The sequence below is a fragment of the Belnapia sp. F-4-1 genome, assembly GCF_000802185.1.
Lineage (GTDB): Bacteria > Pseudomonadota > Alphaproteobacteria > Acetobacterales > Acetobacteraceae > Belnapia.
In genome coordinates this window covers 3237612-3252142 of sequence record NZ_KN676113.1, presented here as the reverse complement: position 1 = coordinate 3252142, position 14531 = coordinate 3237612, and the positions used below count along the sequence as shown (strand labels likewise).

At 68.9% G+C, this 14531-nt stretch carries 16 protein-coding genes; 13 read left to right on the top strand and 3 right to left on the bottom strand.

The features are described 5' to 3' along the window. The first annotated feature begins 41 nt into the window (after positions 1-41). Positions 42-707: an ankyrin repeat domain-containing protein gene (locus LH62_RS28460; protein ID WP_144404502.1), complete on the top strand. Its 666-nt coding sequence runs from the start codon at positions 42-44 to the stop codon at positions 705-707. A 4-nt stretch (positions 708-711) separates the two neighbouring features. Here the strand turns inward: LH62_RS28460 and LH62_RS15325 are convergent, their stop codons facing one another. Together LH62_RS15325 and LH62_RS15320 are read right to left on the bottom strand one after the other, a co-directional pair. Beyond that, positions 712-2001, bottom strand: coding sequence for an aspartate aminotransferase family protein (locus LH62_RS15325; RefSeq protein WP_052214998.1), 1290 nt, complete (start codon positions 1999-2001; stop codon positions 712-714). A 135-nt stretch (positions 2002-2136) separates the two neighbouring features. Beyond that, positions 2137-3027: an alpha/beta fold hydrolase gene (locus LH62_RS15320; RefSeq protein ID WP_043362668.1), complete on the bottom strand. Its 891-nt coding sequence runs from the start codon at positions 3025-3027 to the stop codon at positions 2137-2139. Between the two features lie 114 nt (positions 3028-3141). Between LH62_RS15320 and LH62_RS15315 the strand changes: the two genes are divergently transcribed. The 12 genes from LH62_RS15315 to LH62_RS15260 all read left to right on the top strand — a co-directional run bounded on the left by LH62_RS15315 (position 3142) and on the right by LH62_RS15260 (position 13543). Further along, the gene (locus LH62_RS15315) at positions 3142-3603 is read left to right on the top strand and encodes an SUF system Fe-S cluster assembly regulator (RefSeq protein WP_043362666.1); all 462 of its coding nucleotides are present in this window, start codon (positions 3142-3144) and stop codon (positions 3601-3603) included. Between the two features lie 9 nt (positions 3604-3612). After that, positions 3613-5112: a Fe-S cluster assembly protein SufB gene (gene sufB, locus LH62_RS15310; protein ID WP_043362664.1), complete on the top strand. Its 1500-nt coding sequence runs from the start codon at positions 3613-3615 to the stop codon at positions 5110-5112. Beyond that, positions 5113-5859, top strand: a complete 747-nt coding sequence (gene sufC, locus LH62_RS15305; RefSeq protein WP_043362662.1) for a Fe-S cluster assembly ATPase SufC — start codon at positions 5113-5115, stop codon at positions 5857-5859. It abuts the gene before it with no gap. Beyond that, entirely contained in the window at positions 5856-7148 is a 1293-nt protein-coding gene (sufD, locus tag LH62_RS15300) for a Fe-S cluster assembly protein SufD (protein ID WP_043362660.1), read from the top strand. Before sufC ends, sufD begins: the two co-directional genes overlap by 4 nt. Then, positions 7145-8392, top strand: coding sequence for an aminotransferase class V-fold PLP-dependent enzyme (locus tag LH62_RS15295; RefSeq protein ID WP_043362658.1), 1248 nt, complete (start codon positions 7145-7147; stop codon positions 8390-8392). Before sufD ends, LH62_RS15295 begins: the two co-directional genes overlap by 4 nt. Further along, positions 8392-8859 (top strand): Fe-S cluster assembly sulfur transfer protein SufU, encoded by a 468-nt coding sequence (sufU, locus tag LH62_RS15290; RefSeq protein WP_043362655.1) that lies wholly within the window; start codon positions 8392-8394, stop codon positions 8857-8859. Before LH62_RS15295 ends, sufU begins: the two co-directional genes overlap by 1 nt. Further along, on the top strand, positions 8828-9223 hold the full coding sequence (locus LH62_RS15285) for an SUF system Fe-S cluster assembly protein (protein WP_052214540.1): 396 nt from the start codon (positions 8828-8830) through the stop codon (positions 9221-9223). The genes sufU and LH62_RS15285 overlap by 32 nt, the downstream gene beginning before the upstream one ends. A 10-nt stretch (positions 9224-9233) precedes the next feature. After that, positions 9234-9602: an iron-sulfur cluster assembly accessory protein gene (locus tag LH62_RS15280; protein ID WP_043362652.1), complete on the top strand. Its 369-nt coding sequence runs from the start codon at positions 9234-9236 to the stop codon at positions 9600-9602. A 103-nt stretch (positions 9603-9705) separates the two neighbouring features. After that, complete coding sequence (locus LH62_RS15275; RefSeq protein ID WP_043362649.1) at positions 9706-10941, top strand: cytochrome P450; 1236 nt, start codon at positions 9706-9708, stop codon at positions 10939-10941. Between the two features lie 74 nt (positions 10942-11015). After that, positions 11016-11921, top strand: a complete 906-nt coding sequence (locus LH62_RS15270) for an SDR family NAD(P)-dependent oxidoreductase (RefSeq protein ID WP_082012857.1) — start codon at positions 11016-11018, stop codon at positions 11919-11921. A gap of 124 nt (positions 11922-12045) precedes the next feature. Next, positions 12046-12876, top strand: coding sequence for a nitroreductase family protein (locus LH62_RS15265; RefSeq protein WP_052214539.1), 831 nt, complete (start codon positions 12046-12048; stop codon positions 12874-12876). Next, the gene (locus LH62_RS15260) at positions 12869-13543 is read left to right on the top strand and encodes an NUDIX hydrolase (protein WP_236552558.1); all 675 of its coding nucleotides are present in this window, start codon (positions 12869-12871) and stop codon (positions 13541-13543) included. Before LH62_RS15265 ends, LH62_RS15260 begins: the two co-directional genes overlap by 8 nt. Before the next feature lie 21 nt (positions 13544-13564). Here the strand turns inward: LH62_RS15260 and LH62_RS15255 are convergent, their stop codons facing one another. After that, complete coding sequence (locus tag LH62_RS15255; RefSeq protein ID WP_052214537.1) at positions 13565-14347, bottom strand: phosphatase PAP2 family protein; 783 nt, start codon at positions 14345-14347, stop codon at positions 13565-13567. Between the last annotated feature and the right edge of the window lie 184 nt (positions 14348-14531).

Sequence of the window (14531 nt, the reverse complement as noted above, 5' to 3'; positions counted from 1 at the left end):
CATCGCTGGCGGCGGCAGGCGGGATTGGGTATGGGATGGGCATGCGCTCCCCTGCCCTGCTCCCGCTCCTGGCGCTTGCCGCGCTCTTCGCCCTGCCGGTTCCGGAGGCCGCGGCCCAGTTCGGCCGCAATGGCCGCGCCGGCGGGTTGACCGATGCGCCGAACGAGGCCAGCCGCCCACCGCCGGCCGCCTTGCCTGGCCTGCAATACCGCCGGGCACCGGATCCGATCCCGGCCGAGCCGGGCCAGAACCTCGGGCCGAACGCGGCGCTCTTCGACGCCATCAACCGTGGCGACATCGCGGCGGCGCGCGAGGCGGTGGGGCGCGGGGCCGATATCGGCTCACGCAACGTGCTCGGCCTCTCGCCCATCGACGCCGCGGTGGATCAGGGACGAAGTGAGATCCTCTTCTTTTTGCTCTCGGTGCGCGGCAGCAGCGGCAGCCAGGGCGCCCCGCCACCGCCCGCGGAGCCGGTGACGCCCGCTGCCGCCCCGCGCCCGGCGCCGCGTCGGAACGGTGCGCCGTCGGCCGAGCGGCCGGTGGCGAACCCGGTGCAGCGCATCGCCAATCCGCGGCTCTGGGCCGGGGATGGCGGCTCGCCCAACCCGGCGATCGGCTTCCTCGGCTTCGATGCCGGACGTCCGGCGGGCGCGGCGCCGCCCGAGCTCGCCACCGGCTCGGCCCCGCGCCGCAACGGCCGGAGCTGACCCTTCAGCCGCGCGGCAGGGATGCCAGCGCGGCCTCGAAGGCCTCCAGCGTCTGCGCCTCGTCTCGCGCGTCATGCGCGGTGGAGAGGTAGTATTTGCTTTCGCCCTTCAGGATGCCGCGCTCGCGCAGCACGGCATTGACATGCCGCTGCACCGCGGCGTCGGCCCGCAGCGTGCCGCGGTAGTCGCGCGGAGCCTCCTCGGCGAAGACGATGTCGAAGAGCGGCGGCTCGCCGACGGCACGGCCCGGCACGCCATGGCGGCGCAGCATCCCCTCCATCTCCGCCATCAGCCGCCGGCCCATGGCGAAGACGCCATCATAGGCGCCGGGCCGGCGCAGCACCTCGAGCGTGGCGAGGCCGGCCGCCGAGGCGACCGGATTGCCGGAAAGGGTGCCGACCTGCATGAGGAAGCCGCCATCGCCGACGATTCCGCGATCGAAATGCGCCATGATGTCGGCCCGGCCGGCGATGGCCGCGAGCGGGAAGCCGCCGCCGATGATCTTGCCGAGGGTGCAGAGATCGGGCGTCACGCCGTAGTAGTCCTGGGCCCCGCCGTAGCAGAAGCGGAAGCCCGTCACGACCTCATCGAAGATCAGCGGGATGCCGTATTGCGTGGCCAGCTCCCGCATTCCCTGCAGGAAGCCGGGCGCCGGCGGGATCAGCCGCTGAAAGGGCTCCAGGATGATGGCGCCGAGTTCGTCATGATACTCGGCGAGCAGGCTGCGGGCCGTTTCCAGGTCGTTGAAGGGGGCGACCAGCACCTCGTCCTGGACGCTCCGCGGGATGCCGGCGGAATCCGGCACGGCGACGGGGAAATTGGCGAGCTGCTTCGGCGCCAGGCTCATCAGCCCCCAGTCGGACATGCCATGGTAGCCGCCCTCGAATTTCAGGATGCGGTCGCGCTTGCGGAAGGCCCGCGCCACCCGCAGCGCATACATGTCGGCCTCCGACCCGCTGGAAACGAAGCGGACCTGCTCCGCGCAGGGCAGCGCCGCGACGAGTGCCTCGGCGAGGCGGATGCCGGGCTCGCTGGTGGCGAAGAAGGTGGTGCCGCGCGGCAGCTGCGCCTCGACCGCCGCCAGCACCTCCGGATGGCCATGGCCGAGGAACATCGGGCCGGAGCCGAGCAGGTAGTCGACATACTCCCGCCCGTCGACATCCCAAGCCCGCCCGCCGCGCCCCTCGCGGAGGATGACCTCGGGCGCGAAATTGCCGAAGCCTCCCCCGGGCAGGACGCGCCGGGCCGCCTGCGCCAGCGCCGATTCGGTATCGCTCGGGGAGAGGCTGTCCATCGCCATCGGTCCTTGGGCTGGGGTTGGCCGTCAGCCTAGGGCATCATCTCCCGGGACCGGAAGCCGGCGCCATGGATCATCTGGCAAGGCGCCAGCCCGGAGGGCGATCCGCGATTCAATGGCGTGGACGGATCCTCAGGACTTCGCCGTCCCCGCGATGATGCCGCCGGCCAGCGTCGCCGGGTTGCGCTCCCACCAGCGGCCGGCATCGACCCAGGTGATGAAGTCGAGCACGGCGCGGTTGAAGGCGTCCGGGTCCTCGATATTCATGGTGTGGCCGCAGCGGGGCATCACCATGAGGGCGCTGGTCGATATGGCGCGCTTGAGGAAGAGGCCGGGCTCCAGCGTGGGGTCGTCCTCGTCGCCGCAGACGATGAAGGTCGGCAGCTTCATCTGGCGGAACTCGGCTTCCAGTTCGAACAGGCTCGGGCGCTCGCGCTGGACGCCGCGCATGGTCAGCACGGCGCCGTCGGTGTCGTGCTCGGCGAGCTGGGACATGAACTCGGCGTAGCCGTGCGGATCCTTCTCCTCGAAAACCAGGCGGGTCGGGCCGCGGCCATAGGTCCTGGCCATTTTCCACATGCCCTCTCCGGCGATGCGGTCGGCGGTCGCGTCCACCTCGGCGCGGAACTGGTCGCGCTTGCCCGGGGCGGCGCCGTAGCCGACGCCGGCGGCGGTCAGGCTGCGCGCGAGCCATGGGTAGCGGAGGCCGAGATGCAGGGTGGCGAAGGCGCCCATCGAAAGCCCGACCACATGCGCCGGCGCCAGGCCAAGCTGTCCGATCACCTGGGCGATGTCGTCCGCGGCGCGGTCCTGGGAATAGGCGGCCGGGTCCTGCGGCACGGCGGAGGGCGGGTAGCCGCGGGCGTTGAAGGCGATGCAGCGGTAGCGCCTGGCGAAGAAGCGCATCTGCGGCTCCCAGCTCCGCGCATCGCCGGCGAATTCATGGACGAAGACCAGCGGCGTGCCGTGGCCGGCCTCCTCATAGTGCAACTCCACCCCGTCATCGGTGGTGATGGTCGGCATCGGTCCCGTCCCCCTCCTGAGCGAGGCAAGGCTAGCCGGGGCTCGGGAAAGGGAGAAAGGGGGGCTTCAAAGAGGACCCCCATGGTCCTATTTAGGCTGCATGAGGGATGCGCCGTGTTGAGGCTCTCGAAGCTGACTGATTATGCCGTGGTCGTCATGGCCCGCCTTGCGCGCGATGGTGCCCTGCCGGAAGGCCGGGTGCAGACCGCGCCGGGTCTCGCCCTGGCCACCGGCATCGCCGAGCCGACCGTCGCCAAGGTGCTCAAGATATTGGGCCAGGCGGGGCTGGTGGAAGGGCTGCGGGGCGCCCGTGGCGGCTACCGGCTGACCCGGCCGCTCGCCGCCGTGCCCTTGTCCGAGGTGATCGTCGCCATCGACGGCCCGATCGCCCTCACCGCCTGCGTCGATGGCGGGCAAGGGCAGTGCGAGGCGCAGGGCATCTGCGCCGTGCGCGGCCGCTGGGACCCGGTCAACGACGCCATCCGCCGGGCCTTGTCCGACATCACCCTTGCTGACCTGGCCGGCCCCACACGCTGCGCCCCCGCGACCCATTTCGCTCAGCTCGTCGCCGAGTAGGAACCCGATATGCCCGCAGTCGCCGAGACCCTCGACACCGTCCAGTCCGTCACCGAAGGCACCTACAAGTGGGGCTTCGAGACCGAGATCGAGATGGATTTCGCCCCGAAAGGGCTGAACGAGGACACCGTCCGCTTCATCTCCGCCCAGAAGAAAGAGCCCGAGTGGCTGCTCGAGTGGCGGCTCAAGGCCTTCGCCACCTGGCAGAAGATGCAGGAGCCGCGCTGGCCGGCGGTGAAGTATCCGCCGATCGACTATCAGGACGCCTACTACTATGCGGCGCCGAAGAAGAAGGACGGCCCGAAGTCGCTCGACGAGGTCGACCCTGAGCTGCTGAAGACCTATGCCAAGCTCGGCATTCCGCTGAAGGAGCAGGCGATCTTGGCCGGCGTCGAAGGCGCGGGCGACAGCCCCGCCGAGGGCGGCCGCATGCCGATCGCCGTCGACGCGGTGTTCGACAGCGTCTCCGTCGCCACCTCCTACAAGGAGCGGCTGGCGAAGGACGGCATCATCTTCTGCGCCATCTCCGAGGCGGTGCATGAGCACCCCGAGCTGGTGAAGCAGTACCTCGGCACCGTGGTGCCGCCGGGCGACAACTTCTACGCGGCGCTGAACAGCGCGGTCTTCACCGATGGCAGCTTCGTCTACATCCCGAAGGGCGTGCGCTGCCCGATGGAGCTGAGCACCTATTTCCGCATCAATGCCAAGAGCACCGGCCAGTTCGAGCGGACGCTGATCATCGCCGACGAGGGCGCGGTCGTCTCCTATCTCGAGGGCTGCACGGCGCCGATGCGGGACGAGAACCAGCTGCACGCCGCGGTGGTTGAGCTGGTCGCGCTCGATGACTCTCAGATCAAGTACAGCACGGTGCAGAACTGGTACCCCGGCGATGCCGAGGGCCGGGGCGGCATCTACAACTTCGTCACCAAGCGCGCGCAGTGCCGCGGCAAGCGCAGCAAGGTGAGCTGGACGCAGGTGGAGACCGGCTCGGCCATCACCTGGAAGTACCCGTCCTGCGTGTTGCTCGGCGATGACAGCGTCGGCGAGTTCTACTCGGTGGCCATCACCAACAACCACCAGCAGGCCGATACCGGCACGAAGATGATCCATGTCGGCAAGCGCACGACATCGACCATCGTCTCCAAGGGCATCTCGGCCGGCAAGGGGCAGAACACCTACCGCGGGCTCGTGCGGGTGGCACCGACGGCCTCGGGCGCGCGCAACTTCACCCAGTGCGACAGCCTGCTGATCGGCGACCAGTGCGGGGCGCATACCGTGCCCTATATCGAGAACCGCAACATGTCGGCCAAGGTCGAGCATGAGGCGACCACGAGCCGCATCGCCGAGGACCAACTGTTCTACTGCCGTCAGCGCGGCCTGTCGGAAGAGGATGCGGTCGGGCTGATCGTCAACGGCTTCTGCCGCGAGGTGCTGAAGGAGCTGCCGATGGAATTCGCCGTCGAGGCCCAGAAGCTTCTGCAGATTTCGCTCGAAGGGAGCGTCGGTTAAATGCTGCGTATCGAAGGACTGACCGCCGAGGTCGATGGCAAGCCGATCCTCAAGGGGATCGACCTGGAAGTGCCCGCCGGCGAGGTGCATGCCATCATGGGCCCGAACGGCTCCGGCAAGTCGACCCTGTCCTATGTCCTCGCCGGGCGCGAGGGCTATGAGGTGACGGGCGGCAGCGCGACGCTCGACGGCGTCGACCTGCTCGGCATGGAGCCGGAGGAGCGGGCGGCAGCCGGCGTCTTCCTCGCCTTCCAGTACCCGGTGGAGCTGCCCGGCGTCGGCAACGCCAATTTCCTCCGCACCGCGCTCAACGCCATCCGCCGCGGCAAGGGCGAGGCGGAGCTGGATGCGATGCAGTTCCTGAAGCAGGCGCGTGCCCGGCTGAAGGAGCTGCAGATGTCGGAGGATATGCTGAAGCGCGGCGTCAATGTCGGCTTCTCCGGCGGCGAGAAGAAGCGGAACGAGGTGCTGCAGATGGCCCTGCTCCGCCCCTCGCTTGCCATCCTCGACGAGACCGATAGCGGCCTCGACATCGATGCGCTGAAGATCGTGGCCGATGGCGTGAACGCGCTGCGGGCCCCCGACTTCTCCGCCCTCGTCATCACCCACTACCAGCGGCTGCTCGACTACATCGTGCCCGACAAGGTGCATGTGCTGATGCAGGGGCGCATCGTGCAGACCGGCGGGCCGGAGCTGGCGAAGCAGCTCGAGGCCTCGGGCTACGCCTCGGTGCAGGCCGCGGCATGAACACCGTCGTGCATAGCGGCGCCGAGGGCTTCCTGCACCGTTTCGAGGGGCTGCGGGCGCGCCTCCCGGGGCAGCGGCTGGCCTGGGTGCAGGCGCTGCGCGAGGCCGCCGCCGCGCAGTTCCGCGCGGCCGGCTTCCCGACCCGCCGGGTCGAGGCCTGGAAATACACCGACCTCCGCCCCGTCTCCGATGCAGCCTTCGACGAGGCGCTTACCATCCTCGGCGATGGCGACACGCTGCCGGCGCCGCGCGGCGAGCGCCGCGCCGTCTTCGTCGACGGCCGCTTCCGCGAGGAGCTTTCGCAGATCGAGGGCGCCGGCTTCGCGGTCGGCAGCCTGGCGGAGGAGCTGCCGCGGCTCGAGGGGCGTCTCGGCGCCCTGGCCCGCCCGGCGGAGGAGCCGCTGGTTGCGCTCAACACCATGCTGTTCGAGGACGGGCTGGTGGTGACGGTGCCGGCCGGCGTCGCCGGCGGCGTGCTGGAGCTGCGCTCGCTGGCCAGCCGGAGCGAGCGGCCCTCCGCCTTCCATCCGCGCCATCTCATCCGCCTCGAAGCCGGCGCCAGCCTCACCATCGTGGAAGAGGCGAGCGGGCCGGAGGATACGCGCTACCTGCACAACCCGGTCTTCGAGATCGATCTGGCGGAAGGCGCCGTGCTGACCCATGCCCGCATCCAGCGCGAGGGGGTGAAGGGCTTCCAGCTCGGCACCGTCTATGCGCGGATCGAGTCCGGCGCGACCTATGACAATTTCACCCTGAATGCCGGCGCGCGCCTGGTGCGGAACGAGATCCATGCTGTGCTCGCCGGGCCGAAATCCGCCTGCCACATGAACGGCGCGCAGCTGCTGCGCGGCGGCCAGCATGCCGACACCACCACGGTGCTCGACCATGCGGCGCCCGACTGCGCCAGCCGGCAGACCTACAAGACCGTGTTGCAGGGCAAATCGCGCGGCGTCTTCCAGGGCAAGATCCATGTCCACCAGGTTGCGCAGCGCACCGACGGCTACCAGATGAATCAGGCGCTGCTGCTGAGCCCGGATGCCGAGATCGACAGCAAGCCGCAGCTCGAAATCTATGCCGACGACGTGAAGTGCAGCCATGGCGCCACCGTGGGCGCCCTGGATGCCGACCAGCTCTTCTACCTGCGGGCCCGCGGCATCCCCGAGGCCAAGGCACGCAGCATCCTGGTCGAGGCCTTCCTGCAGGAAGCGATCGAAGGCGTCACCGACGAGACCGCCCGCGCCGCGCTGGAAAGCGCCGTCGCCGGCTGGTGGGAGAAGGAAGCCGCATGAACGCGCCGGTCCAGCCGGGCTTCGATGTCGAGCGCATCCGCGCCGACTTCCCCGTCCTGGCACAGCAGCACCGTGGCAGGCCGCTCGTCTTCCTCGACAGCGGCGCCTCGGCCCAGAAGCCACGCCAGGTGATCCAGGCGATGGTCCGCAGCATGGAGGAGCGCTATGCCAATGTGCATCGTGGCGCCTACCGGCTGAGCGAGGCCGCCACCGCGGATTACGAGGCGGCGCGCGCCGCCGTCGCCCGCTTCATCAATGCCGCCGACCCGCGCGAGGTGATCTTCACCACCAACAGCACGGCGGCGATCAACCTTGTCGCCCATAGCTGGGGCCGCGGCGTGATGCAGCCGGGACAGGCGGTGCTGGTCTCCGAGATGGAGCACCATGCCAACCTCGTCCCCTGGCACATGCTGCGGGACGACAACCGGGGCATCGAGCTGCGCATCTGCCGCGTGACCGATGCCGGGGAGCTCGATCTCGAGGATCTCGAGGCCAAGCTCGCGGACGGCAAGGTGGGTCTCGTCGCCGTCACCCATATGTCGAACGTGCTGGGGACGGTGACGCCGGCCGCTCGGATCGTCGCCATGGCGCATGCCAAGGGCGCCAAGGTCCTGCTCGACGGCAGCCAGGCCGCCGTGCACCGCCGTGTCGACATGCAGGCGCTGGGCGCGGATTTCTACGCCTTCACCGGGCACAAGCTTTATGGCCCGACCGGCATCGGCGTGCTCTGGGCGCGGCTCGAGCACCAGGAGCGCATGCCGCCCTTCCTCGGCGGCGGCGACATGATCGCGAGCGTGACGCTCGAGGGCAGCACCTGGGCGGAGCCGCCGGCCAAATTCGAGGCCGGCACGCCGCCCATCGTCGAGGCGGTCGGGCTGCATGCGGCGATCGACTACGTCTCCGCGATCGGCATGCCGGCGCTCGAGGCGCATGAGCATACCCTCGTCGACCACGCCATGCGGCGGCTCTCCGATATCGAGGGGCTGACGCTGCTCGGCCGGGCGCAGGACCGCGGCGGGGTCTTCTCCTTCGCGCTCGACAATGCCCATCCGCACGACCTGGCGACGCTGCTCGACCGGGCCGGCATCGCGGTGCGTGCCGGGCGGCATTGCGCCGAGCCGCTGCATGCGCGTTTCGGCCTCGAAGGCGGCACCTGCCGGGCTTCCTTCGGCCTCTACACGACCGAGGGCGAGATCGACTACCTCGCCGAGGCTTTGACGAAAGCCAGGGAGTTCTTCGCCTGATGTTCGACGACCTCCGCGACCTCTACCAGGAGGTCATTCTCGACCATGGGCGGAAGCCGCGGAACTTCCGCCGGCTGGAGGATGCCGACCGCTCTGCCCGCGGCGACAACCCGATGTGCGGCGACCGGATGGAGCTGTTCGTGAAGCTCGCGCCGGACGGCTCGATAGCCGATGCCGCCTTCCAGGGCCGCGGCTGCGCCATCTCCATGGCCAGCGCATCCCTGATGACCGAAACCGTCAAGGGAAAGTCCCCCTCCGAGGCCCATATGCTCGGCGACCGGTTCCGCAACCTCGCCATGACCGGCACCTGCCCCGAATGCGGTGCCGAGCTGGAGGAGGAGATGGAGCGGCTGCAGCCCCTCTCGGGCGTGCATGAATTCCCGAGCCGGGTGAAATGCGCGACGCTGGCCTGGCATACGCTCAACGCCGCCCTCGATGGCGGCGGCAAGGAGGCGACGAGTGAGTGACGAAGCCACCGCCACGCATGGCGCCTGGACACCCGAGGGCGAGGTCCCGCCGCCGGCGCCGAAGATCAGCGAGGACGCCGTCATCAGCATGCTGAAGACGGTCTTCGACCCCGAGATCCCGGTCGACATCTACGAGCTCGGCCTGATCTACGCCGTCGAGATCGAGGATGACGGGCAGGTGAAGGTGGAGATGACGCTCACCACTCCCTCCTGCCCCTCGGCGCAGGAGCTGCCGAGCCAGGTGGAGGAAAGCATCCGCATGGTGCCGGGCGTGACCGACGTGAAGGTCGAGGTCGTCTGGGATCCGCCCTGGGATCAGGGGCGGATGAGCGAGGATGCTCGCCTCGCAATGAACATGTTTTGAGGGCGGCACCATGAGCATCACGACCGAAACCAAGCGCCCCCGACGCGCCCTGCCGCCGCTGATGCAACTGACCGACGCTGCGGCCGAGCGCTTGCGCGCGCTCTATGCCGCCGGCGAGGCCGGGCGCCTGCTCCGCATCGGGGTGAAGACCAAGGGCTGCTCCGGCCTGTCCTACGACCTGTCCTGGGTCGATGCGGCGGAGCCGACGGACGAGCGCGTCACCGACAAGGAGGTGACGGTGCTGGTGGACCGCAAGGCGAGCCTGTTCCTGATCGGCACCACCATGGATTACGAGCAGAAGGCGATGTCCGCCGGCTTCACCTTCACCAACCCGAACGAGAAGGGCCGGTGCGGCTGCGGGGAGAGCTTCCACGTCTGAGGCCACGCCCGCACCGCAGCCGCTGGTTTTTTCTCGTCCCGCCACCCCGTTGCGCTAGGCTTCCCTGAAAGGACGGTACGGTCCTGACCAGGGAGGCCTCAGCATGAACGTCATCACGCGTGACTTATCGGCCGGCACGCCGCTCTCGCGCCTCAACCCGAGCGACCCCGCCCTCTACCAGAACGAGGCCTGGGGGCCGCTCTTCGCCCGCCTCCGCTGCGAGGAGCCGGTGCATTTCTGCGCCGAGAGCCGCTTCGGCCCCTACTGGTCCGTCACCCGCTACAAGGACATCATGGCGGCTGAGGTGGACCATGCGGCCTTCTCCTCCGAGACCGGCGGCATCCAGCTCATCGACCAGCCGAAGGACCTCGCCCGGCCCAGCTTCATCCGCATGGACCCGCCGAAGCATGACGAGCAGCGGAAGGTCGTCCAGCCCATCGTCGCCCCCGGCAACCTCGCCAACATGGAGGTGCTGATCCGCGAGCGGACCTGCCGTGTCCTCGACGCCCTGCCGCGCGGCGAGCCATTCGACTGGGTCGAGCGGGTCTCCATCGAGCTGACGACGATGATGCTGGCGACGCTCTTCGACTTCCCCTTCGAAGAGAGGCACAAGCTCACCTACTGGTCCGACGTGGCGATCTGCGACGTCAACGCCCCCGACCCGCTGGTCCCGACCGAGGAGGCGCGCTTCGCCGAGCTGAAGGTCATGGCCGAGACCATGGCCGCCCTCTTCAACGCCCGGCGCGACGGCCCGCCGCGCTTCGACCTGCTCTCCATGCTGGCGCAGGGGCCGGCGACGCGGGACATGCCGCTCCGCGAGTTCATGGGCAACCTCGCCCTGCTCATCGTCGGCGGCAACGACACCACGCGCAACTCGATGACCGGCGGCCTGCTCGCCCTGCACCAGAACCCGGCCGAGTTCCGCAAGCTCCGCGAGAACCCGGCCCTCATCCCGAACATGGTCTCCGAGATCATCCGCTGGGTGACGCCGGTCATTCATATGCGGCGCACCGCGACGCGGGATGTGGAGCTGGGCGGCCGCACCATCCGCGCTGGGGACAAGGTCGCCCTCTGGTATGTTTCCGGCAACCGGGACGAAGCGGCGATCGAGCAGCCGGACCGCTTCCTCATCGACCGGCCGCGCGCACGCCAGCACCTTTCCTTCGGCTTCGGCGTGCATCGCTGCGTCGGCAACCGCCTGGCGGAACTCCAGCTCCGCATCCTCTGGGAGGAAATCCTCGTCCGCTTCCCGGCGATCGAAGTGCTGGGGCCGCCGCGGCGGATCTACTCCAACTTCATCCACGGCATCGCCGGCCTGCCGGTGAGGATTCCCGCCTGACCCCCGGCTTCACGCCGGGACCGGACGGGTCTAGAAATAGATAGCCACCTATGGAGAGGGAACGCCAAATGGGCATGCTGGATGGTAAGGTTGCGGTCGTCACCGGCTCGGGCGGCGGCGTCGGCCGGGAGATCGCGCTGCAAATGGCCGAGGCCGGGGCCAAGGTCATCATCAACGACATCGGCGCCAGCCTGACCGGCGAGGGCCAGTCCGCCACCCCGGCGCAGCAGACCAAGCAGATCATCGAGCAGAAGGGTGGCCAGGCCGAGATCAACACCGACAGCGTCGCCTCCTGGGAGAGCGCCGGGAAGATCGTCCAGTCGGCGCTCGACCATTTCGGCCGCATCGACATCGTGGTGAACAACGCCGGCATCCTGCGCGACCAGATCTTCCACCGCATGTCGGCGGAGGAGTGGAACGCCGTTATCGACGTCCACCTCAACGGCTCCTTCTACATGTCGCGCCACGCGGCGACGCATTTCCGCAAGCAGGAGAGGGGCGCCTTCGTCCACATCACCTCGACCTCCGGCCTGATCGGCAATTTCGGCCAGGCGAACTACTCGGCGGCGAAGCTCGGCATCGTCGCGCTGTCGAAGTCGATCGCGCTCGACATGAAGCGGTACAACGTCCGCTCCAACTGCCTAGCCCCCTTCGCCTGGAGCCGCATGACCAGCTCCATCCCGGCCGAGACGCCGGAGCAGAAGGCGCGCGTCGAGAAGATCATGCGCATGGGCCCGGAGAAGAACGCGCCGCTCGCCGTCTTCCTTGCCTCCGACGCGGCTAAGGAGGTCAACGGGCAGATCTTCGCTCCGCGCATGAACGAGCTCTTCCTGTTCAGCCAGAACCGTCCGATCCGCAGCATCCACAGCGGCGATGGCTGGACGCCGGAGAGCCTTGCCGAGCACGCCCTGCCGGCGCTCAAGAGCTTCTTCGTTCCGCTTGAGCGCTCGGGCGAGGTCTTCTCCTGGGATCCGCTGTAACATCCCCACAGCACCGCTTCGCGGCGTCAGGCGGCCTCGGTGGGGCCGACTGACGCCGGAGGCTTCGGCTAACCCTTCCGTGGAAAAGCCATGAAAGGGCTCCATCCGCTGACAAGGAGAGGCCGTGACGCCCGAGAGCCTGATTCGCGGCCGCTACGGCCTCAAACCTGAAGCGCCGCTGCCCTTCACCCCGCCGAACGAGGTCCCGCCTGCCCTCGCGGCCCTGCTCGATCGCCGCGTCACCCGTCGCTACGCCGCCGGGCCGGTGCCGGAAGCGCTGCTGCACACCGTTCTCGCCGCCGCCCAGTCTGCGCCGAGCAAGTCCGACCTGCAGCAATACTCGGTCATCCTGATCCGGACGCCCGGAAAGATCGCCCGCATCGCCGACTGGATCGGCGGCATGGACTGGATCAAGCAGGCCCCCGTCTTCCTGCTCTTCTGCGGCGATGTCCGCCGGGGCCGCCGCGTCGCCGCGCTCCATGGCCGGCGCCACGCCAACGACAACGTCGACACCTTCATCAATGCGACGGCCGATGCGGCGCTCGCCCTCGGCTTCACGGTGATGGCCGCCGAGGCCGCTGGGCTCGGCGCCTGCCCCATCTCCTATGTCCGCAACCATGTCGAGAAGATCGGGCCGATGTGCGGCCTGCCGGAGGGTGTCTTCCCCGTTGCCGGCCTGACCCTCGGCTGGCCCGAAGGACCCCGCAACTGGCTGTCCCCCCGCCTGCCGCAGGCGCTGGTCGTGCATCACGAAACCTATGACGACGGCGAGCTGGAGGCGGCGCTGCCCGCCTATGACGCCGCCCGCCCGCCGGCCCGGCCGCGCTATCCGGAGATCCATGGCCCGAAGCCCGAGGGCTGCGGCTGGAGCGAGAATGCCGCCCGCCAACTCTCCGTCCCGGAACGCTTCGGCCTCCGCACATGGCTGAAGCTGCAAGGCCTCTCGCTTGACTGAAGCCCCGACTGCCGACAACCCCGGTGGCGTGGAGGAGGCGAAGCGCAGCGCCCGCTCCGTCACTCCGCGCCATGCCGCCAGCCTCATCCTCTGGCGCGAGGGGCCGCAAGGGGTGGAGGTGCTGATGGGCCTCCGTCATGCCTCGCACCGCTTCATGCCGAATGTCCTGGTCTTCCCCGGCGGCAGGGTGGACCGCGCCGACCACCGTGCCCCGGCCCTTGGCGACCTGCCCGCCTTCACCCGCGCCTGCCTGGAGCGCCAGGCCCCGCCATCGCTCGCACGGGCCATTGGAATCGCCGCCGCGCGCGAGCTGCATGAGGAAACCGGCCTCGTCCTCGGCCGGATGGAGGACGGGCGGCTGCTGCCCGACCTCCCCACGCTCCACTATCTCTGCCGCGCGGTGACGCCGCCCAACCGCTTCCGCCGTTTCAACGCCCGCTTCCTCATCGCCAGGGCCGAGGCGGCCCATGGCGCGCTCCGCGGCAACGGCGAGCTGGAGGAGCTGCGCTTCTTCGGCATCGAGGAGGCTGCGGGGCACAAGATCGCCAGCATCACCGGCAAGGTGCTACGGGAATTCGTCGCCTGGCTCGCCCTCAGCCCCGCCGAGCGGGAAGCACGGGAGCTGATCTGCTTCCGCGGGATGGACAGCAGGCTGCCGGAGCGTTGAACCCGCCTCCCGCTGCGGTCGTCACGGCCGGCCCGGATGCGATTGATCGGCCAGGACATTCTCGCTGCCGATCGCGGCCCGCGGCGGCCTGGCCTCCTCTTCGATGACCATCGTCACCATGGACTGCGCCCGCCGTGCGAGGACGCGCACATCCTCGAACATGGTGGTGAACTGGTAGGCGAGCATGACCAGCGCGATGCCGAAGATCGTGGCGTGCCGACGCTCTGCCCGCTCCGTGACGCGGATGGCAAAATCCGTCAATCGATGCCACCGGCCCACCAGGATGGTGGCGACGATCCCGATCATGGCGCCGGCGAGCAGGTCGCTCATGTAGTGGAGCCCGCAATAGAGGCGCGGGAAGCAGACGATGACGGCCGACCAGGCGAAGGCTGCCGCGCCGAGGCGCCGGTCGGCCCGCCACAGCGCGAAGGACAGGGCGAAGGAAAGTGCCGCCGTGTCGCTCGGGAAGGATCCCCAGTCCCGGAGCACATCGGCAGGCCGGTCAATCGGCACGACGAAATCGCTGATGGCATACAGCGGCCGGGGCCTGTTGGGCCCCAGATTCTGAATCAGCCGCGACGCGACCAGCGCTGCGAAGCCGCCGAAGATGCCCTGAAGAAACAGGCGCCGCCCCTGCCCCGTCTTCTGCGCACCCAACCAAAGAGCGAAGAAGGCCGCCACGATAGGCAGCATCTTGACCGAGTTGTAGAAGCAGATCTGACCGATGAATTGATCGAGGACAACGGACTGGCCTGCATAAGCATTGACAGACTTCGTCACCCAAAGGTCAAATCGTTCCATCATCAGCACGGCATCCGGCAGTCATCGTTGTTGCTGCCGCGCAAGATGGCATGCCGACTTAATTAAAATGACACACATTATTCATAAATCAGTCACTTTGCCGGGACTCGGATGCTGCTCCAGGCGTCCCGTTGCCGTCGGAGGCGGAAGCCCGGCCTGGCCGGACGGGCCCCGGGGCATAGACCGG

Bases quoted from the DNA above. Each gene is read 5' to 3' on its own strand.
- LH62_RS28460 (WP_144404502.1), top strand. From the start codon at position 42: ATGCGCTCCCCTGCCCTGCTCCCGCTCCTGGCGCTTGCCGCGCTCTTC.
- LH62_RS15325 (WP_052214998.1), bottom strand. From the start codon at position 2,001: ATGGACAGCCTCTCCCCGAGCGATACCGAATCGGCGCTGGCGCAGGCG.
- LH62_RS15320 (WP_043362668.1), bottom strand. From the start codon at position 3,027: ATGCCGACCATCACCACCGATGACGGGGTGGAGTTGCACTATGAGGAG.
- sufB (WP_043362664.1), top strand. From the start codon at position 3,613: ATGCCCGCAGTCGCCGAGACCCTCGACACCGTCCAGTCCGTCACCGAA.
- sufC (WP_043362662.1), top strand. From the start codon at position 5,113: ATGCTGCGTATCGAAGGACTGACCGCCGAGGTCGATGGCAAGCCGATC.
- sufD (WP_043362660.1), top strand. From the start codon at position 5,856: ATGAACACCGTCGTGCATAGCGGCGCCGAGGGCTTCCTGCACCGTTTC.
- LH62_RS15295 (WP_043362658.1), top strand. From the start codon at position 7,145: ATGAACGCGCCGGTCCAGCCGGGCTTCGATGTCGAGCGCATCCGCGCC.
- sufU (WP_043362655.1), top strand. From the start codon at position 8,392: ATGTTCGACGACCTCCGCGACCTCTACCAGGAGGTCATTCTCGACCAT.
- LH62_RS15285 (WP_052214540.1), top strand. From the start codon at position 8,828: ATGGCGGCGGCAAGGAGGCGACGAGTGAGTGACGAAGCCACCGCCACG.
- LH62_RS15280 (WP_043362652.1), top strand. From the start codon at position 9,234: ATGAGCATCACGACCGAAACCAAGCGCCCCCGACGCGCCCTGCCGCCG.
- LH62_RS15275 (WP_043362649.1), top strand. From the start codon at position 9,706: ATGAACGTCATCACGCGTGACTTATCGGCCGGCACGCCGCTCTCGCGC.
- LH62_RS15270 (WP_082012857.1), top strand. From the start codon at position 11,016: ATGCTGGATGGTAAGGTTGCGGTCGTCACCGGCTCGGGCGGCGGCGTC.
- LH62_RS15255 (WP_052214537.1), bottom strand. From the start codon at position 14,347: ATGATGGAACGATTTGACCTTTGGGTGACGAAGTCTGTCAATGCTTAT.